This window comes from Stenotrophomonas sp. YJH_SMC_123 (assembly GCF_059368215.1).
Map to the genome: position 1 here is coordinate 18,480 of NZ_JCAFRM010000014.1, position 17,880 is coordinate 36,359.

Below are 17,880 nucleotides of genomic sequence, written 5' to 3' on the forward strand. Positions count from 1 at the left end.
GGCATCGCGATCGGCCAGAAACCGCATGGTCACGGCCGCCCGGACAGGCGCATGATTCGCCACGCACTGTTACGAAGTAACACTCCGTCCCCGTCGGCCCCTTCCATAGCCTATCTGCCATGAAGCCCTCCCTGCTCGCTACCGGCATTACCTTCGCCCTGACCCTGGCCAGTCTGCCCAGCCTCGCTATGGCCGCCGATGCCGCCGCTCCCGTGAAGGACCTCGACACGGTCACTGTCAGCGCCCAGCTCGACCAGGCCCGCAATGCGCTGTCGCCGGACATCGGCAGCAGCCAGTACCAGATCACCGCCGAGGACATCCAGAAGCAGCCGCTGGGTGCCTCCGCGCCGCTCAGCCAGGTGCTGCTGCAGGCTCCGGGCGTGGTCCAGGATTCCTACGGTGGCGTGCACGTGCGCGGCGACCACGCGAACCTGCAGTACCGCATCAACGGCGTACTGCTGCCCGAATCGATCTCCGGCTTCGGCCAGACCCTGGATGCCCGCACCATCAAGAGCATCCGCCTGATGGACGGGGCGCTGCCGGCGCAGTTCGGCGAGCGCACCGCTGCGGTGGTCGACATCACCACCCGCAGCGGCGCCGAGCTCGGCAATGGCGGCAGCGCCGGTCTGACCGCAGGCTCGTTCGGCAAGATCAATCCGAATGCCTCGTGGTGGGGCAATCAAGGACGCTGGAGCTGGTTCCTGACCGGCAACTACGACCAGAACGAGGTCGGCCTGGAGAACCCGACCCGCTCGCGCAAGCCGCTGCACGACGACACGCACCAGGGCAAAGCCTTCGCCGACCTGACCTACCTGGTCAACGAGAACACCCGCCTGAGCGTGTTCGCCGGCTTTGCCAACAATCGCTTCCAGATCCCGGTCAATCCCGGGCAGACCCCGCAGTTCGGTTACCTGGACACGACCACCTTCGACTCCAGCCAGCTGGATGAAACCCAGCGCGAGACCACCCGCTTCGGCATGCTGGTGCTGCAGGGCACGCTGGGCGGCACCGCCTACCAGCTGTCCGCCGGGCAGCGCTACAGCGACGTGGCGTTCAACCCGGATGTCATCGGCGATCTGGTATTCAGTGGCGTCGCCTCCCAGGTCCAGCGCAGCAACCGCGCCAACACGCTGCAGGCCGACTTCTCCACCCCGCTGGGCAACGACCACACGCTGCGCTACGGCCTGTACGGCAACTACGAGAATGCGCGCGCCAGCAACAACAGCTGGGTGTTCCCGGTCGATGGCGCCGGCCAGCAATCCAGCACCACGCCACTGCTGATTCCAGACCGCAGCGCCTTCCACGCCAGTACGCTGGCGGTGTACGTGCAGGATGAGTGGAAGATCGGCGACGACTGGACAGTGAACTACGGCCTGCGTGGTGATCGCTACAAGGCCTTCGGCCGCACCGAGGGCCAGCTCAGCCCCCGCCTGGGCGCGGTCTGGAATGCCAGCGACAGCACCACCGTGCATGCCGGCTATTCGCGTTACTTCACGCCACCGGCCAGTGAGTTGATCGCCAGCAGCGATATCGCCCTGTACGACGGCACCACCAACCAGCAGCCGGGCGGCGGCAACAACATTCCGCTGGCCGAACGCAGCGACTACTACGACATCGGCGTCTCGCAGCAGCTGGGTGAACACCTGACCCTGGGCCTGGACGCGTACGACCGCCGCGTCGCGCGTCTGCAGGACGAAGGCCAGTTCGGCGCCGCCTACATCTACTCGACGTTCAACTACCGCCGCGGCCATATCCGTGGGCTGGAGTTCAGTGCCGACTACAGCAGCGGTCCGTTCAGCGCCTACTTCAACGCGGCGTACAACAAGGCCATCGGCACCCAGGTCATCACCAGCCAGTACAACCTCGATCCGGACGCGCTGGCCTATGTGGCCGACCACTGGATCCACCTGGACCACGACCAGAAGCTGACGTCGTCGGGGGGCTTCAGCTACGCCTTCGCCGGGCACAACCGGGTCGGTGCCAACTACGTGTTCGGCAGCGGCCTGCGTTCGGATATCGAGGGAGTGCCCAACGGCGGCGAGCTGCCGTCCTACCTGCAGGTGAACCTCAGCGCCGGGCATGATTTCAATGCCGACAGCGGCCATCCGCTGCACGTGCAGCTGGCCGTGATCAACGCATTGGATCGCAGCTACCAGCTGCGCGATGGCGGCGGTGTCGGCGTGTTCGCCCCGCAATGGGGACCGCGCCGCGGCGCCTACCTGAGCCTGCAGCAGGACTTCTGACGAGACAGGGGTCGGATCCCTTTCCGCAGGAAAGGGCTCTGACCCCGCACCGGGAATGGGGTCGGGTCCCTTTGCGATGCAAAGGGATCCGACCCCATCCTGCTTCAGCGCTTGACCTTGCGCAGCGACACCACCAGTGCCCACAGCGCCAGCAGCACGAACCACACGCCCGACCACATCGGCATGGTCAGGCCCAGGAACGTCCAGTCGATGTTGCCGCAGTTGCCGGTACCGGTCAGCACCGTGCGGAACACTTCCAGCGGCCCCATGGTCTCGCGCAGGAAGCTCAGCGGCGGGCCACAGGTCGCGCCCATCTCCGGCGGCAGCATCTGCACGTAGACGTGGCGCGCAGCGATGCCCACGCCGACGGCCGCCGCGATGAAGGCGAGCACGCCGTAGGTGGCGCGGCCGGGACGGTTGGACGGCCCGTGCAGCGCACCGATCAGGAACAACAGGCCCAGCGCGGCAAAAGCCAGGCGCTGGAAGATGCACAGCGGGCACGGCTCCAGGCCCATCTTCAGCTGCAGGAAGATCGCGTAGCCGAGCAGGCCCGCGCAGATCAGGAAGCCCAGGAAGAACTGGGCGCGGAAGGGCCAGCGCAGTGGATTCATCGTCAACGCTCGAATGGATCAAGGCGCCAAGCGTAACCGAGAGCGCGCCCCGTTCGAACCGCCACAGGTGACGCCTGTCGGAACGGTGCGGGTCGGATCCCTTTGCGAATGCAAAGGGATCTGACCTGCGGTGCTGCCTGCTCGGGGTCAGAGCCCTTTCCTGCGGAAAGGGATCCGACCCTTGGAAACGCAAAAGCCCGGCAGGAGCCGGGCTTTCGCTGTGTCGCGTTGGAGCGGTCCGATTACTCGGCCACTTCCTCGGCCACGACCGGACGGTCAACCAGCTCGACGTAGGCCATCGGTGCGTTGTCGCCGGCACGGAAACCGCACTTCAGCAGGCGCAGGTAGCCGCCCGGACGGTTCGCGTAGCGCGGGCCCAGGATGGTGAACAGGTTGCCCACGGCTTCGTTGTCGCGCAGGCGGGCGAAGGCCAGACGGCGGTTGGCGACCGAGTCGACCTTGGCCAGAGTGATCAGCGGCTCGGCAACGCGGCGCAGTTCCTTGGCCTTCGGCAGGGTGGTCTTGATCAGCTCGTGCTTGAACAGCGAGGCGGCCATGTTCTTGAACATCGCTTCGCGGTGCGCGCTGGTGCGGCTGAACTTACGGCCAGACTTCTGGTGACGCATGGTGATATTCCTTGGTTAATGATGCGGCTGTGTGGATCGTTGTCGCCATCCTGGCGTTACTGCGCGGACTGCGGTTGGTCCTGGCCGCCCGTCCTGGACGACCTGCCCGCGAACCTGCGGTTCGTCGTGGCATGGTGTGTTGCGTTGAAGGCTCCACCGCGAGCGGTGGAGCCTCCAGGCATTACCGATATCAGCCCAGCATGCCGTGGCTGGCGACGCCGGCCGGCGGCCAGTTCTCCAGCTTCATGCCGAGGGACAGGCCGCGCTGAGCCAGCACTTCCTTGATCTCGGTGAGCGACTTCTTGCCCAGGTTCGGGGTCTTCAGCAGCTCCACTTCGGTCTTCTGGATCAGATCGCCGATGTAGTAGATGCTTTCAGCCTTCAGGCAGTTGGCCGAACGCACGGTCAGCTCCAGATCGTCGATCGGGCGCAGCAGCACCGGATCCACGCCGTTGTTGGCCGGCTTGGCCGCACCGCGGTCGCGGTGGGTGAAGTCACCGAACACCGACAGCTGGTCGCTGAGGATGTCGGCGGCGGTGCGCACGGCTTCCTCGGCATCGATGGTGCCGTTGGTCTCGATATCGATGACCAGCTTGTCCAGGTCGGTACGCTGTTCGACACGCGCCGCTTCCACGGCGTAGGCGACACGGCGGACCGGCGAGAACGAGGCATCCAGGACCAGGCGGCCGATGGCACGGGTTTCTTCGTCCGGACGACGACGCGCGGCAGCCGGCTGGTAGCCGAAACCACGTTCGATCTTCAGACGCATGTTGATCGCCGTATCCTTGGTCAGGTGGCAGATCACATGGTCGCCGTTCAGGATCTCCACATTGTGGTCGACCTTGATGTCGGCAGCGGTGACAACGCCCGGGCCCTGCTTGGACAGGGACAGGGTGGCGCTGTCGCCGGAGTGCATACGGATGGCCACGTCCTTCAGGTTCAGCAGGACTTCGAGCACGTCCTCCTGCAGACCTTCGACCGTGGTGTACTCATGCAACACGCCGTCGATTTCGACTTCCGTGATGGCGAAGCCCGGGATGGACGACAGCAGCACGCGACGCAGGGCATTACCCAGCGTATGCCCGTAACCCCGCTCCAAAGGTTCGATAACGACCTTTGCACGGGTGTCGGTAAGGCGTTCGATCTGCGGACCGCGAGGACGCAGAACCTGGTTGGCGGTAACCGTCATGTTGCGGGTTCTCCTAGTGAACCCCCGGCCGTCGCCGGGGGCTCTCCAATGTGAATTACTTCGAATACAGCTCGACGATCAGCGCTTCGTTGATGTCCGCAGGCAGATCCGAACGATCCGGAACAGCCTTGAAGATGCCGGTGAACTTGCCGGAATCCACTTCAACCCACGACGGGCTCAGGTCATGCTGGGCGGCGACGGTCAGGGCTTCCTGGACGCGCAGCTGCTTGGCAGCCTTTTCAGACAGGGCGATGGCGTCGCCAGCCTTGACCTGGTACGAAGCCAGGTTGACCGACTTGCCATTCACGGTGACGCCGCGGTGCGACACCAGCTGACGGGCAGCCGGACGGGTCACGGCGAAGCCCATGCGGTAGACGACGTTGTCCAGGCGGGTTTCCAGCAGCTGCAGCAGGTTCTCGCCGGTGTTGCCCTTCTTGGTCGAGGCCTTCTTGTAGTAGTTGCGGAACTGACGCTCCAGCAGGCCGTAGATACGCTTGACCTTCTGCTTTTCACGCAGCTGGGTGGCGTAGTCGGACAGCTTGCCCTTGCGGGCAGTGGCGCCGTGCTGGCCGGGCTTCTGCTCCAGCTTGCACTTCGAGTCCAGCGCACGCGCCGGGCTCTTCAGGGACAGGTCGGCGCCTTCGCGGCGGGCGAGCTTACAGGTAGGACCGATATAACGAGCCATTTCTTATCGCTCCCTTTAGACGCGACGCTTCTTCGGCGGACGGCACCCGTTGTGCGGGATAGGCGTCACGTCGATGATGTTGGTGATCTTGTAGCCGACGTTGTTCAACGAACGCACGGCCGACTCACGGCCCGGACCCGGGCCCTTGATGCGGACTTCCAGCGACTTCACGCCGTAGTCCAGCGCAGCACGACCGGCCTTTTCAGCAGCCACCTGGGCAGCGAACGGGGTCGACTTGCGCGAACCGCGGAAGCCAGCGCCACCGGAGGTCGCCCACGACAGAGCATTGCCCTGGCGGTCGGTGATGGTGACGATGGTGTTGTTGAACGAAGCGTGGACGTGGGCAACGCCGTCGGTGACGACGCGCTTGATCTTCTTCTTGGTCTTAGCAGCGGGCTTAGCCATTTCTCAGTCCCTTACTTCTTGATCGCCTTGCGCGGACCCTTGCGGGTGCGGGCGTTGGTACGGGTGCGCTGGCCACGCAGCGGGAGGCCACGACGGTGACGCAGGCCGCGGTAGCAGCCCAGGTCCATCAGGCGCTTGATCGCGATACCGATTTCACGGCGCAGATCGCCTTCCACGATGTACTTGCCGACTTCGGCGCGCAGGCGCTCGATTTCCGGCTCCGACAGATCGCGGATCTTGGTGGTCGAAGCAACGCCTGCGACTTCGCAGACCTTCTTCGAACGGGTACGGCCGATGCCGTAAATGCTTTGCAACCCGACCCAGACATGCTTCTGGGCTGGCAGGTTGACGCCTGCAATACGCGCCATGACGCGGTTCTCCAGCTGAGTGATGGCCGACAGCGCGCCTCGGGCACGCCAATCCGGCAGGATGGATCAAAAAAGTGAACTAGCGATACTAACAAGGTTCCGGTTTACATGGAAGCCCGTGAAACCATTGGTTTCATGAACCCGGCCTGGGGAGTGTGCCCAGGCTCCGGCGCCGGATGGGGTTGGACCTGGGGTTTCCCCCGGGGCCGCCCGCGCTACTCCAGCGCGGGACCACCTCATCACACCCCCACCCGGAACCGCTGCGGGGGCCGCCCTTCGTTTGTGTGGCCAGAGTCCGCGAAGCGGAGGGACCATCACGTCAGGAAGACGAAAGTATAACAGGCCTATCAGCCGCGGGCAAAACCGCCGCGGTTGCCACCCTTCAGGTTGGCCTTCTTCAGCAGGCTCTCGTACTGGTGGGACATCAGGTGCGCCTGCACTTGGGCGATGAAGTCCATCACCACCACCACCACGATCAGCAGCGAAGTACCACCGAAGTAGAACGAGGCGTTCAGCTGCGTGCGCATCAGTTCCGGCAGCAGGCAGACGATCACCAGGTACGCCGAGCCGGCCGCGGTCAGGCGGGTCAGCACGCCGTCGATGTAGTCGGCGGTCGCCTTGCCCGGACGGATGCCCGGAATCAGCGCACCGGACTTCTTCAGGTTGTCGGCGGTTTCCTGCGAGTTGAACACCAGCGCGGTATAGAAGAACGCGAAACCGGTGATCAGCGCAGCGAACACGATCATGTGCAGCGGCTCGCCCGGGCCCAGGGCGTTGGCGACCTTCTGCAGGACCTGGCCGAAGCTGCTCTGGTTGGCGGCCTGGCCGGACCACATGGCCAGGGTGGCCGGGAAGGCCAGCAGGCTCGAGGCAAAGATCGCAGGGATGACGCCGGCCATGTTGAGCTTCAGCGGCAGGAACGAGGTCTGGTTCATGTACGCGTTGCGACCACCCTGGCGGCGCGCGTAATTGACCGTGATCCGGCGCTGGCCACGCTCGACGAACACCACGAAGAAGGTGAAGGCGAGCACGACGATGGCGATCAGCAGCAGCTGGATGAACTGGATGTTGCCGTCGCGGTAGGCATCGAAGGTGTGGATGACCGCACCCGGCAGGCCCGCCACGATACCGGCGAAGATGATCAGCGACACGCCGTTGCCGATGCCGCGCTCGGTGACCTGCTCACCGACCCACATCAGGAACATGGTGCCGGCGGTCAGTGCGACCACGGCAGTGAGCACGAAGCCCATGCCCGGCGCATACACGACCGGAGCGCCCGACGGCGAGACCTGGCCCTGCAGGGCCAGCGCGATCGAGCCGCCCTGCACCACTGCCAGCAGCACGGCGCCGATGCGCGAATACTGGGTGATCTTGCGGCGGCCGGACTCACCTTCCTTCTGCATCGCCTTCAGGGCGGGGAAGATGTGCACGGCCAGCTGCATCACGATCGATGCCGAGATGTACGGCATCACGTTCAGCGCGAAGATGCTGAAACGGTGCAGGGCGCCGCCCGAGAACATGTTGAACATGTCCACGATGCCGCCGCCCTGCTGTTGCATCATGGCAAGCATGGCATCGGGATTGACGCCCGGCACCGGCACGTAGCAGCCGATGCGATAGACGATCAAAGCCCCGACGACGAACAGCAAACGTTGGCGAAGTTCAGTGAACTTGCCCATTCCGCCCGCGAGGTTACCGATGCCAGCTTGCGCCATGATTTTCTTACTCCGTTACGCTGCCGCCGGCAGCTTCGATTGCAGCCTTGGCACCCGCCGTGGCAGCAATACCCTTCAGGGTGAACGCCTTGGTCACTTCGCCCTTGACGACGACCTTGGCCTTCTTTGCGGTGCTCGGGACCAGCTTGGCAGCACGCAGGGCAGCGAAATCGATCTCACCGGCCGGCAGCTTGTCCAGCGCGTACAGCAGCACTTCAGCGGTGTCCTTGGCGATCGGCGAACGGAAGCCGATCTTCGGCAGACGACGCTGCATGGGGGTCTGGCCGCCTTCGAAGCCAGCCTTGATCTTGCCGCCACCCTTACGGGCGAACGAACCCTTGTGGCCGCGGCCGGCAGTCTTGCCCAGGCCCGAGCCGATACCGCGGCCGACGCGGGTGCGCTCGGTGCGGGCGCCCGGTGCCGGGCTCAGTTCATTGAGACGCAGAGTCATGGTCGATTACTCCTCAACCTGGACGAGGTACTGAACCTTGTTGATCAGGCCGCGTACCTGCGGGCTGTCCTTCAGTTCACGCACATCGTTGAGCTTGTTCAGGCCCAGGGCACGCACCGACAGGCGGTGACGCGACTGGGTACCACGCAGGCCACGCACCAGGCGGACCTTCACAGTCTTGTTGGACTCATTAGCCATGGTTGAGTTCCTCCACCTTCTTGCCGCGCTTGGCCGCGATGCGAGCCGGCGACTGCGCAGCAGACAGGCCCTTCACGGTGGCACGCACCAGGTTGATCGGGTTACGCGAACCGGTGGCCTTGGCCAGCACGTTCTTCACGCCAACGGCTTCCAGCACGGCGCGCATGGCACCGCCGGCGATCACGCCGGTACCTTCCGAAGCCGGCTGCATGAACACGCGGGCTGCGCCGTGACCATCCTTGATGGTGTGCCACAGGGTGCCGTTGTTCAGGTCAACGCTGACCAGGTTCTTGCGGGCCTGTTCCATCGACTTCTGGATGGCGACCGGCACTTCGCGGGCCTTGCCATAACCGAAACCGACCTTGCCTTCGCCGTCGCCGACAACGGTCAGGGCGGTGAAGGTGAACTGGCGGCCACCCTTGACGGTCTTGCTGACGCGGTTGACCGCGACCAGCTTTTCGATCATGCCGTCGTCGATCTTCTCTTCGCGGTTACGGTCGCGATCGCGACCCCGCTGCTGACGCTCTTCTGCCATGTTGATTCCTTGGTTGTTTGGGTATGTACGGCTCGAGGCCGCTTATGGTTGTGGAGTGACGCGTTGTTCCGGTGGGCCACTGCAGAAGAGCGGCGCCGTCCAGCCTCGCTCAGGCTGGCGAGCAGGCAGGCAGGAGGCCATCGGCCCCCTGCCCTTGTCCCTTAGAACTGCAGGCCGGCTTCGCGGGCCGCTTCTGCCAGGGCCTTGATGCGGCCGTGGTAGCGGTAGCCCGAACGATCGAAGGCAACCTTCTCGACGCCGGCGGCCTTGGCGCGCTCGGCGACGATGCGGCCAACCTTGGCAGCGGCATCGGCGTTCTTGCCGTTCTTCAGGCCTTCCTTGACGTCGGTCTGGGTGGTGTTGGCGGCAGCCAGCACCTTCGAACCGTCAGCGGTGAAGACCTGGGCGTACAGGTGCTGGCCGGTGCGCAGCACCGACAGGCGGGCGACGCCGAGCTCACGGATGTGGGCGCGGGTCGACTTGGCGCGACGCAGGCGGGCGATGTTCTTGTTCATTTTGATTATTCCTTGAAAGCTGAAGGATGGGCTTCTCCCTGAGGAGTCCGCACATGGATGTGCGGGCTCTTGCGAGGGAATCGCACTTACGCCTTCTTGGCTTCCTTACGGATGATGACTTCGTCGGAGTACTTCACGCCCTTGCCCTTGTACGGCTCCGGCTTGCGGAACGCACGGATCTTGGCGGCGACTTCACCGACGACCTGCTTGTCAGCGCCCTGGACCAGGATCTCGGTCTGGGTCGGGGTGGTGATGGTGATGCCTTCCGGCGCCACGAACACGACCGGGTGCGAGAAGCCCAGCGACAGGCTCAGGTCCTTGCCCTGCATGGCAGCGCGGTAACCCACGCCAACCAGCTCCAGCTTGCGCTCGAAGCCTTCGGACACGCCCTTGACCATGTTGGACAGGATCGCACGCACGGTGCCGGTCAGTGCGACCAGCTCGGCGTTCTCGGTGCTCAGGGTGGCAACGCCATTGTCGACGTTGATGGCAATGCCGGCCGGCTTGGCCAGCGACAGGGTGCCCTTCGGGCCCTTGGCGGTGACGCTGTCCGACTGGACGTTCAGTTCAACCTTACCCAGGGTGATCGGCTTCTTGGCTACGCGGGACATAGTTCTACTCCTTTCGCCTTAGGCCACGAAGCACAGGACTTCGCCGCCGACGCCCAGCTGGCGCGCCTGCGCATCAGTCATGATGCCCTTGGAGGTGGAAATGATGGAGATACCCAGGCCGTTCATGACCTTCGGCAGCTCGCTCTTGCCGCGGTACTGGCGCAGGCCCGAACGCGAGAAGCGCTTCAGGGTCGCGATGACCGGCTTGCCTTCGAAATACTTCAGCACGATTTCCAGCTCGGACTTGTTGTTTTCCAGCTGGGTCACGCGCAGGTCGGTGATGTAACCCTCGTCCTTCAGGACCTGGGCGATCGCAACCTTGATCTTGGACGACGGGGCTTTCACCGTCTGCTTGCCAACTGCGGCCGCATTCTTGATGCGGACCAGCAGGTCGGCGATGGGATCAGTCATGCTCATATGAGTACCTTTGAGTGCACCGATATCCGCTTTCGCGAAAATCTGTTGTCTCCTGGAAACGGGCCAGGTCCCTTGATGCAGCGGGCCAGGCCCACTCCTACAACCCCGTCTGCACAGGGCAAGACGCGGGAGTATACGCCAAAAGAGCCCGACTTGCGTCGGGCTCTTCGGGTTTTTTCGCAGAAAGGAAGCTGAACGCCTCCCCTCCCCGGTTCAGCGGCCCCCGCAGGGGCTGCTGATCGCAGGGCCGGCTGGGATTACCAGCTGGCCTTGCGCAGGCCCGGGACGTCGCCACGCATGGTGGCTTCGCGCAGCTTGTTGCGGCCGAGGCCGAACTTGCTGTACACGCCACGCGGACGACCCGACAGCTCGCAACGGTTGCGCTGACGGCTCGGCGACGAATCGCGCGGCAGCTTGGCCAGCTTGGTTGCGGCGTCGATCTTCTCTTCGTAGGTCGCGTCCACGGAGGACACGATCTTCTTCAGAGCCGCACGCTTCTCAGCGTACTTCTTGGCCAGCTTTTCCCGCTTGATGTCGCGGTTGACCATGGAGGTCTTTGCCATTTCGGTTTCCTCGACAGATCAGTTACGGAACGGGAACTTGAACGCTGCCAGCAGCGCCTTCGCTTCCGCGTCGGTCTTCGCAGTGGTGGTGATGGCGATATCCATACCGCGGATCGCGTCGACGGCGTCGAAGTCGATTTCCGGGAAGATGATCTGTTCCTTCACACCCATGTTGAAGTTGCCGCGGCCGTCGAAGGAACGACCGGAAACACCACGGAAGTCGCGCACGCGCGGCAGCGAGATGTTGATCAGGCGGTCCAGGAACTCGTACATCTTGTGGCGACGCAGCGTGGTCTTGCAGCCGATCGGCCAACCATCACGGATCTTGAACGACGCAACCGAGATACGCGACTTGGTGACAACCGGCTTCTGGCCGGAAATCTTGGTCATGTCCGCGACGGCGTTTTCCAGGATCTTCTTGTTGGTGGCAGCCTCGCCGACACCCATGTTCAGGGTGACCTTGACGAGCTTCGGTACTTCCATCGGATTGGTGTAGCCGAACTGCTTCATCAGCGCCGGCACCACTTCTTCCTTGTAGATCTTTTCGAGACGGGAAGTCATCTTCACATTCCTCAGGCGTCGAGCGCCTCACCGCTGGAGCGGAACACACGCAGTTTGCGTCCATCCTCCAGCACCTTGAAGCCAACGCGTTCGCCCTTGCCCGAAGCCGGGTTCAGCACGTTCACGTTGGAGATATGGATCGAAGCTTCGCGCTCGACCACGCCGCCGGCAACACCTGCCTGCGGGTTCGGCTTGGTGTGGCGCTTGACGATGTTCACGTTGGCGACGACCACACGGTCGCCGTCGACGCGGACGACTTCGCCCTGCTTGCCCTTGTCCTTGCCAGCGTTGACGACAACCTGGTCGCCCTTCTTGATACGGTTAGCCATGATTATCTCCTGTCGCTCACAGCACTTCGGGAGCGAGCGAGACGATCTTCATGAACTTCTCCGAACGAAGTTCACGGGTCACCGGCCCGAAGATACGGGTACCGATCGGCTCCTGCTTGTTGTTCAGCAGGACGGCAGCGTTGCCGTCGAAGCGGATCAGCGAACCGTCGGCGCGACGCACACCCTTGCGGGTACGCACCACGACGGCGTCATACACTTCACCCTTCTTGACCTTGCCGCGCGGAATCGCATCCTTCACGGTGACCTTGATGATGTCGCCGATGCCGGCGTAACGGCGCTTGGAACCACCCAGCACCTTGAAGCACATCACTTGCTTGGCACCCGAATTGTCCGCGACGTCAAGGTAGCTCTGCATCTGGATCATGATTCAGACTCCTTATTCAGCCGCACGCGTGATGACTTCCACCACGCGCCAGTTCTTGGTCTTGGACATCGGAGCAATCTCGGTCACGCGGACGACATCGCCTTCCTTGCAGGCGTTGTCGGCATCGTGGGCGTGCAGCTTGGTCGAGCGCTTGATGTACTTGCCGTACAGCGCGTGCTTGACCTGACGCTCAACCAGGACGGTAACCGTCTTGTCCATCTTGTTGCTGACGACACGGCCTTCGACCGTGCGCAGCGTCTTCTTTTCAGTATTGTCGCTCATAGCGGCCATCCTTACTTCGTGCTGCCGAGCAGGGTCTTGACGCGAGCAATCTCGCGACGGACCCGGCGAATGTCGTGGGTCTTCGGCAGCTGGCCGGTGACCTGCTGCATACGGACAGAGAACTGTTCCTTACGCAGGTCGATCAGGTGGGCCTTGAGTTCGTCAGCCGACTTTTCACGGAGAGTTTTGATATCCATCAGCGCACCGTACGGGTCACGAAAGTGGTGGTGACCGAGAGCTTGGCGGCGGCCAGGCGGAACGCCTCGCGAGCCACTTCCTCGGAAACACCCTCGATTTCATAGATCATGCGGCCGGGCTGGATCTGGGCCACCCAGTATTCCACGTTACCCTTACCCGAACCCATTCGAACTTCGATGGGCTTCTTGGTGATGGGCTTGTCGGGGAACACGCGGATCCACATCTTGCCGCCGCGCTTGACGTAGCGGCTGATCGAGCGGCGGGCCGCTTCGATCTGACGCGCGGTCAGCTGACCGTGTGCGGTTGCCTTCAGGCCGTATTCGCCGAAGCTGACAGCGTTGGCGCTCCAGCTCAGGCCATCGTTACGGCCCTTGTGTACCTTGCGGTACTTGGTTCGCTTGGGTTGCAACATTGTCGTTACCTCGCTTCACGGGCCGGGCGCTGACGGTCACCACGGTCGCCGCGATCGTGACGATCGTTGCGCGACGGGGTGTCGTCCTGCTTTTCCTGGCCAACCTGGGAGAAATCGAAGACCTCGCCCTTGTAGATCCAGACCTTGATGCCGATGATGCCGTAGGTCGTCTTGGCTTCAGCGAAGCCATAGTCGATGTCGGCACGCAGGGTGTGCAGCGGCACGCGGCCTTCGCGGTACCACTCCGAACGGGCGATTTCAGCACCGTTGAGGCGGCCACCAACGTTGACCTTGATGCCCAGGGCACCCAGGCGCATCGCGTTGCCGACCGAGCGCTTCATTGCACGGCGGAACATGATGCGACGCTCCAGCTGCTGGGCGATCGACTCGGCAACGAGCTGCGCGTCCAGTTCCGGCTTGCGCACTTCGGTGACGTTGATGTGCGCCGGGACGCCCATCATCTCGCTCACTTCCTTGCGCAGCTTCTCGATGTCCTCACCGCGCTTGCCGATCACCACGCCCGGACGGGCGGTGTGGATCGTCACGCGAGCGGTCTTGGCCGGACGCTCGATCAGGATCTTGCTGATGCCGGCCTGGGCCAGCTTCTTGCGCAGCATTTCGCGCACTTTCAGGTCGGCTGCCAGGTAACCGGCGAACTCGGCCTTGTTGGCGTACCACTTGGAGTTCCAGTCCTTGGAAATGCCGAGGCGGATACCAATCGGATGAACTTTATGACCCATGGTCTTTTCCTTATCCGCTTACTTGGCGGCGCCCACAACCACAGTGATGTGGCTGGTGCGCTTGAGGATGCGGGTACCGCGGCCTTTCGCCCGCGCCATGAAACGCTTCAGGGTCGGACCTTCATCAACCATGATGGTCTGAACCTTCAGCTCGTCGACGTCGGCGCCCTGGTTGTTCTCGGCGTTGGCAATTGCCGACTCCACCACCTTCTTGATCAGGTGGGCAGCCTTCTTGTCCGAGAACTTCAGCAGGTTGACCGCACGTTCGGCCGGCAGACCGCGCACCTGGTCAGCGACCAGACGAGCCTTCTGCGGGGAGATGCGCGCAGTGCGCAGGATGGCTTTCGCTTCCATTGTCATCTCTCCTTACTTGCCCGACTTCTTGTCACCACCGTGACCCTTGAAGGTCCGGGTGATGGCAAATTCGCCGAGCTTGTGGCCGACCATGTTCTCGTTGACGAGAACCGGGATGTGGTTCTTGCCGTTATGCACGGCAATGGTGATGCCTACCATGTCAGGCAGGATCATCGAACGGCGCGACCAGGTCTTGATCGGCTTCTTGCTGCCCGCAGCGGCCTCCACCTTCTTGACGAGGTGGTGATCGACGAACGGGCCCTTCTTGAGTGAACGTGCCATGGTCGATTAGCCCCTACGATCGCGGACGATGAACTGCTGAGTGCGCTTGTTATGGCGCGTCTTGTAACCCTTGGTCGGAACACCCCACGGGGTGACCGGATGCGGGTTACCCTGGCCGGCCTTGGCCTCACCACCACCGTGCGGGTGGTCAACCGGGTTCATGGCAGCACCACGAACGGTCGGGCGGACGCCGCGCCAACGCTTGGCACCGGCCTTGCCCAGCTTTTCCAGGCTGTGCTCGTCGTTGCCGACTTCGCCGATGGTGGCGCAGCACTCGACCGGAACCTTGCGCATTTCACCCGAGCGCAGGCGCAGGGTGGCGTAGATGCCTTCGCGAGCCACCAGCTGCACGGCCGCACCAGCGGCGCGAGCGATCTGAGCGCCCTTGCCCGGCTTCAGCTCGATGCAGTGGATGGTGGTGCCGACCGGGATGTTGCGCAGCGGCAGGGTGTTGCCGGCCTTGATCGGGGCGTCCGAACCAGCGATCACCTGATCACCGGCCTTCAGGCCCTTCGGGGCGATGATGTAGCGACGCTCACCATCGACGTAGCACAGCAGGGCGATGTGGGCGGTGCGGTTCGGATCGTATTCGATGCGTTCCACGCGCGCCGGGATGCCCAGCTTGTTGCGCTTGAAGTCGATGATGCGGTAGTGCTGCTTGGCACCACCACCGACGTGACGCACGGTGATGCGGCCGTGGTGGTTGCGGCCACCCGAGCGGCTCTGCGACTCGACCAGTGCGGCGTGCGGAGCACCCTTGTGCAGGTCGGGCGTAACCACGCGCACGGCCGAACGGCGGCCGGGGGAAGTGGGCTTGAATTTCATCAATGGCATGGGATGTACCTCAGGCCTTGGCCGTTACATCGATCGACTGGCCGTCGGCCAGGCGAACGTACGCCTTGCGCCAATCGCCGCGGCGGCCAGCACGGTTACGGAAGGACTTGTTCTTGCCCTTGACGTTGACCACGTTGACGGCTTCGACCTTGACGTCGAACAGCTGCTCAACCGCGGCCTTTACATCGGCCTTGGTGGCTTCGTTCGAAACTTCGAAGACATACTGGTTGGAGAGTTCCTGCAGGCGCGCGGTCTTTTCGGAGACACGCGGGGCACGCAGCACGCTGAAGATTTTTTCGTTGCTGTTCATGCCAGCCACTCCTCGACCTTCTTGACCGCGTCAGCGGTGATGACGACCGTGTCGGCACCCACCAGCGAGACCGGATCCAGACCCTGGACGTCACGCACCTGCACGTACGGCAGATTGCGGGCGGACAGGTACAGGTGCTCGGACGCTTCTTCGGTGACGATCAGCGGGCGCTTGCCCACTTCCAGGCCGGCCAGCTTGGCGATCAGACCCTTCGTGTTGGTCACTTCGACATCGAAGGACTCCACGATGGTCAGACGGCCCTGACGGTTCAGCTCGGACAGGATCGCGCACATGGCGGCACGGTACTGCTTACGATTGACCTTCTGCTCGAAGCTGCGCGGCTTGGCCGCGAAGGTGACACCGCCGCCGACGAAGATCGGAGCCGTCAGTGCGCCATGACGCGCGCCGCCGCCCTTCTGCTTCTTCGACTTCTTGGTGGTACCAGCCACTTCGGAGCGAGTCTTCTGTGCCTTGGTGCCGGCGCGACCGGCGTTGCGGTAGGCAACGACGACCTGGTGGACCAGATCTTCGCTGAAATCGCGACCGAACACGGCGTCGGAGACCGAGACCTTGTTGTTGCTACCCGTGATAACGAGTTCCATCGTCATCTCTCCTTATGCCTTGCTCGCCGGACGGACGATCACATCGCCACCCGCCGCGCCCGGAACGGCGCCGCGAACGGCGATCAGACCGCGCTCGACGTCGACCTTGACCACTTCCAGGTTCTGGGTGCTCTGCTGCACCGCGCCCATGTGGCCCGACATCTTCTTGCCCGGGAAAACGCGACCCGGGGTCTGGCGCTGACCCAGCGAACCCGGCGCGCGATGCGACAGCGAGTTACCGTGGGTTGCATCGCCCATACGGAAGTTGTGGCGCTTGATGGTGCCCTGGAAGCCCTTACCCTTGGTGACACCCTGGACGTCGACGATCTGGCCGACTTCGAAGATGTCCGCCTTGACTTCGCCGCCAACGGCGAAATCGCCGAGCTGCGCGTCTTCAACGCGGAATTCCCACAGGCCACGACCCGCTTCCACCTTCGCCTTGGCGAAGTGGCCGGCTTCCGGCTTGTTGACCAGGGCAGCGCGACGCGCGCCGACGGTCACCTGCACGGCGCTGTAGCCGTCGGTTTCGACGGTCTTGATCTGCGCGATGCGGTTCGGGGTTGCTTCGATCAGGGTCACCGGGATGGAACGGCCATCTTCGGTGAACACGCGGCTCATGCCGGCCTTGCGGCCCACGAAGCCCAACGAATACTTCTTCGTCATGGTCGTAGTCCTCAGGTCAGCTTGATCTGAACGTCGACGCCGGCAGCCAGTTCGAGCTTCATCAGCGCGTCCACGGTCTTGTCATTCGGGTCAACGATATCGAGCACGCGCTTGTGCGTGCGGGTCTCGTACTGGTCACGCGCGTCCTTGTCGACGTGCGGGGAGACGAGAACGGTGTAACGCTCGATCTTGGTCGGCAGCGGGATCGGGCCACGCACTTGCGCGCCGGTCCGCTTTGCCGTTTCAACGATCTCGCTGGCCGAACGGTCGATCAGACGATGATCGAACGCTTTCAGCCGGATCCGGATCTTTTGGTCCGCCATGGCGGTAGGTTCCTTCGTTAAAAGAGCGACAGACAAAGCCTCTGGGTTGCTTTGCCCCATGAAATTCCTGAATACGGACGGCCCGCAGTCCTGCAGGCCGACAAGGTCACTCCATGGACCTCAAAAACGTAGGCAGACCAGTTTCCCGGCCTGCCCAGACGTAGAAGCATAATGGCACGCAAGGCAGCTGTCAACAGTCGCCTGTTGACGCCGCCTGAATGGCATTGACCCTTCCTGGTCCGGGGAACACAAGGCACATCCTGTGCCTGCTTTCCCATTTGATACGCCCCGATGCCCTACCCAGGCAACATCGGGGCGCAGATACTACCAGATTACTCGATGATCTTCGAGACCACGCCGGCGCCGACGGTACGGCCGCCTTCGCGGATGGCGAAGCGCAGGCCTTCGTCCATTGCCACCGGGTTGATCAGGGTGACGACCATCTTGACGTTGTCACCCGGCATCACCATTTC

At 63.3% G+C, this 17,880-nt stretch carries 30 protein-coding genes; 1 reads left to right on the forward strand and 29 read right to left on the reverse strand.

The genetic code is table 11. The annotated features are described in order from the left end of the window. Positions 1-119 precede the first annotated feature (119 nt). The gene (locus tag AC5P5W_RS20315; RefSeq protein ID WP_197575582.1) at positions 120-2,243 is read left to right on the forward strand and encodes a TonB-dependent receptor domain-containing protein; all 2,124 of its coding nucleotides are present in this window, start codon (positions 120-122) and stop codon (positions 2,241-2,243) included. Between the two features lie 104 nt (positions 2,244-2,347). Here AC5P5W_RS20315 and AC5P5W_RS20320 read toward each other — a convergent pair whose 3' ends face one another. The 29 genes from AC5P5W_RS20320 to AC5P5W_RS20460 all read right to left on the reverse strand — a co-directional run. Continuing rightward, on the reverse strand, positions 2,348-2,854 hold the full coding sequence (locus AC5P5W_RS20320; RefSeq protein WP_005415421.1) for a disulfide bond formation protein B: 507 nt from the start codon (positions 2,852-2,854) through the stop codon (positions 2,348-2,350). 242 nt (positions 2,855-3,096) lie between these two features. Continuing rightward, entirely contained in the window at positions 3,097-3,480 is a 384-nt protein-coding gene (rplQ, locus tag AC5P5W_RS20325) for a 50S ribosomal protein L17 (RefSeq protein ID WP_005408217.1), read from the reverse strand. 190 nt (positions 3,481-3,670) lie between these two features. Further along, on the reverse strand, positions 3,671-4,669 hold the full coding sequence (locus AC5P5W_RS20330) for a DNA-directed RNA polymerase subunit alpha (RefSeq protein ID WP_005408216.1): 999 nt from the start codon (positions 4,667-4,669) through the stop codon (positions 3,671-3,673). 55 nt (positions 4,670-4,724) lie between these two features. After that, positions 4,725-5,354 (reverse strand): 30S ribosomal protein S4, encoded by a 630-nt coding sequence (gene rpsD, locus AC5P5W_RS20335; protein ID WP_004145446.1) that lies wholly within the window; start codon positions 5,352-5,354, stop codon positions 4,725-4,727. A gap of 15 nt (positions 5,355-5,369) precedes the next feature. Beyond that, positions 5,370-5,759: a 30S ribosomal protein S11 gene (rpsK, locus tag AC5P5W_RS20340; RefSeq protein WP_004145443.1), complete on the reverse strand. Its 390-nt coding sequence runs from the start codon at positions 5,757-5,759 to the stop codon at positions 5,370-5,372. Between the two features lie 11 nt (positions 5,760-5,770). After that, positions 5,771-6,127 (reverse strand): 30S ribosomal protein S13, encoded by a 357-nt coding sequence (gene rpsM / locus AC5P5W_RS20345; protein ID WP_004154500.1) that lies wholly within the window; start codon positions 6,125-6,127, stop codon positions 5,771-5,773. Between the two features lie 347 nt (positions 6,128-6,474). Further along, a complete protein-coding gene (gene secY / locus AC5P5W_RS20350; RefSeq protein ID WP_005415420.1) occupies positions 6,475-7,842 on the reverse strand; it encodes a preprotein translocase subunit SecY in 1,368 nt (455 codons plus the stop codon). 7 nt (positions 7,843-7,849) lie between these two features. Continuing rightward, positions 7,850-8,293 (reverse strand): 50S ribosomal protein L15, encoded by a 444-nt coding sequence (gene rplO, locus AC5P5W_RS20355; RefSeq protein ID WP_004154498.1) that lies wholly within the window; start codon positions 8,291-8,293, stop codon positions 7,850-7,852. A 6-nt stretch (positions 8,294-8,299) separates the two neighbouring features. After that, positions 8,300-8,491, reverse strand: coding sequence for a 50S ribosomal protein L30 (rpmD, locus tag AC5P5W_RS20360; protein WP_005408214.1), 192 nt, complete (start codon positions 8,489-8,491; stop codon positions 8,300-8,302). Beyond that, positions 8,484-9,026, reverse strand: a complete 543-nt coding sequence (rpsE, locus tag AC5P5W_RS20365; protein WP_005408213.1) for a 30S ribosomal protein S5 — start codon at positions 9,024-9,026, stop codon at positions 8,484-8,486. Before rpsE ends, rpmD begins: the two co-directional genes overlap by 8 nt. 161 nt (positions 9,027-9,187) lie before the next feature. Then, a complete protein-coding gene (gene rplR / locus AC5P5W_RS20370; protein ID WP_169411773.1) occupies positions 9,188-9,547 on the reverse strand; it encodes a 50S ribosomal protein L18 in 360 nt (119 codons plus the stop codon). Between the two features lie 80 nt (positions 9,548-9,627). After that, on the reverse strand, positions 9,628-10,152 hold the full coding sequence (rplF, locus tag AC5P5W_RS20375; RefSeq protein ID WP_014646052.1) for a 50S ribosomal protein L6: 525 nt from the start codon (positions 10,150-10,152) through the stop codon (positions 9,628-9,630). 18 nt (positions 10,153-10,170) lie between these two features. Beyond that, positions 10,171-10,569, reverse strand: coding sequence for a 30S ribosomal protein S8 (gene rpsH / locus AC5P5W_RS20380; RefSeq protein ID WP_005408210.1), 399 nt, complete (start codon positions 10,567-10,569; stop codon positions 10,171-10,173). A 257-nt stretch (positions 10,570-10,826) separates the two neighbouring features. Further along, positions 10,827-11,132 carry a 30S ribosomal protein S14 gene (rpsN, locus tag AC5P5W_RS20385; protein WP_005408209.1) on the reverse strand — a complete coding sequence of 102 codons (306 nt, stop codon included), beginning with the start codon at positions 11,130-11,132 and terminating at the stop codon, positions 10,827-10,829. An 18-nt stretch (positions 11,133-11,150) separates the two neighbouring features. Then, positions 11,151-11,693 (reverse strand): 50S ribosomal protein L5, encoded by a 543-nt coding sequence (gene rplE, locus AC5P5W_RS20390; RefSeq protein WP_005415416.1) that lies wholly within the window; start codon positions 11,691-11,693, stop codon positions 11,151-11,153. A gap of 11 nt (positions 11,694-11,704) precedes the next feature. Then, positions 11,705-12,022 carry a 50S ribosomal protein L24 gene (rplX, locus tag AC5P5W_RS20395; protein ID WP_004154490.1) on the reverse strand — a complete coding sequence of 106 codons (318 nt, stop codon included), beginning with the start codon at positions 12,020-12,022 and terminating at the stop codon, positions 11,705-11,707. Positions 12,023-12,038: 16 nt separating this feature from the next. Beyond that, a complete protein-coding gene (gene rplN / locus AC5P5W_RS20400) occupies positions 12,039-12,407 on the reverse strand; it encodes a 50S ribosomal protein L14 (RefSeq protein ID WP_010483978.1) in 369 nt (122 codons plus the stop codon). A 12-nt stretch (positions 12,408-12,419) separates the two neighbouring features. Next, on the reverse strand, positions 12,420-12,689 hold the full coding sequence (rpsQ, locus tag AC5P5W_RS20405; protein ID WP_004154489.1) for a 30S ribosomal protein S17: 270 nt from the start codon (positions 12,687-12,689) through the stop codon (positions 12,420-12,422). A gap of 11 nt (positions 12,690-12,700) precedes the next feature. Next, positions 12,701-12,886 carry a 50S ribosomal protein L29 gene (rpmC, locus tag AC5P5W_RS20410; RefSeq protein ID WP_004154487.1) on the reverse strand — a complete coding sequence of 62 codons (186 nt, stop codon included), beginning with the start codon at positions 12,884-12,886 and terminating at the stop codon, positions 12,701-12,703. Further along, positions 12,886-13,299, reverse strand: coding sequence for a 50S ribosomal protein L16 (rplP, locus tag AC5P5W_RS20415; RefSeq protein ID WP_004154486.1), 414 nt, complete (start codon positions 13,297-13,299; stop codon positions 12,886-12,888). Before rplP ends, rpmC begins: the two co-directional genes overlap by 1 nt. Positions 13,300-13,304: 5 nt before the next feature. Continuing rightward, positions 13,305-14,039 (reverse strand): 30S ribosomal protein S3, encoded by a 735-nt coding sequence (gene rpsC / locus AC5P5W_RS20420; RefSeq protein WP_004145350.1) that lies wholly within the window; start codon positions 14,037-14,039, stop codon positions 13,305-13,307. A gap of 18 nt (positions 14,040-14,057) precedes the next feature. Then, the gene (gene rplV, locus AC5P5W_RS20425; RefSeq protein ID WP_004145348.1) at positions 14,058-14,393 is read right to left on the reverse strand and encodes a 50S ribosomal protein L22; all 336 of its coding nucleotides are present in this window, start codon (positions 14,391-14,393) and stop codon (positions 14,058-14,060) included. 12 nt (positions 14,394-14,405) lie between these two features. Further along, positions 14,406-14,675 carry a 30S ribosomal protein S19 gene (gene rpsS, locus AC5P5W_RS20430; protein WP_005415413.1) on the reverse strand — a complete coding sequence of 90 codons (270 nt, stop codon included), beginning with the start codon at positions 14,673-14,675 and terminating at the stop codon, positions 14,406-14,408. 6 nt (positions 14,676-14,681) lie between these two features. Next, the gene (rplB, locus tag AC5P5W_RS20435; protein ID WP_004145339.1) at positions 14,682-15,509 is read right to left on the reverse strand and encodes a 50S ribosomal protein L2; all 828 of its coding nucleotides are present in this window, start codon (positions 15,507-15,509) and stop codon (positions 14,682-14,684) included. Positions 15,510-15,519: 10 nt separating this feature from the next. Continuing rightward, positions 15,520-15,819: a 50S ribosomal protein L23 gene (rplW, locus tag AC5P5W_RS20440; protein ID WP_004145338.1), complete on the reverse strand. Its 300-nt coding sequence runs from the start codon at positions 15,817-15,819 to the stop codon at positions 15,520-15,522. Further along, positions 15,816-16,421: a 50S ribosomal protein L4 gene (rplD, locus tag AC5P5W_RS20445; protein WP_004145337.1), complete on the reverse strand. Its 606-nt coding sequence runs from the start codon at positions 16,419-16,421 to the stop codon at positions 15,816-15,818. Before rplD ends, rplW begins: the two co-directional genes overlap by 4 nt. Before the next feature lie 12 nt (positions 16,422-16,433). Next, a complete protein-coding gene (gene rplC, locus AC5P5W_RS20450; RefSeq protein ID WP_004145336.1) occupies positions 16,434-17,084 on the reverse strand; it encodes a 50S ribosomal protein L3 in 651 nt (216 codons plus the stop codon). 11 nt (positions 17,085-17,095) lie between these two features. Continuing rightward, positions 17,096-17,407, reverse strand: a complete 312-nt coding sequence (rpsJ, locus tag AC5P5W_RS20455; RefSeq protein WP_005408208.1) for a 30S ribosomal protein S10 — start codon at positions 17,405-17,407, stop codon at positions 17,096-17,098. A gap of 332 nt (positions 17,408-17,739) precedes the next feature. Next, positions 17,740-17,880: EF-Tu C-terminal domain-related protein (locus AC5P5W_RS20460; RefSeq protein ID WP_487247787.1), on the reverse strand; the 141-nt coding region annotated here is incomplete at its 5' end.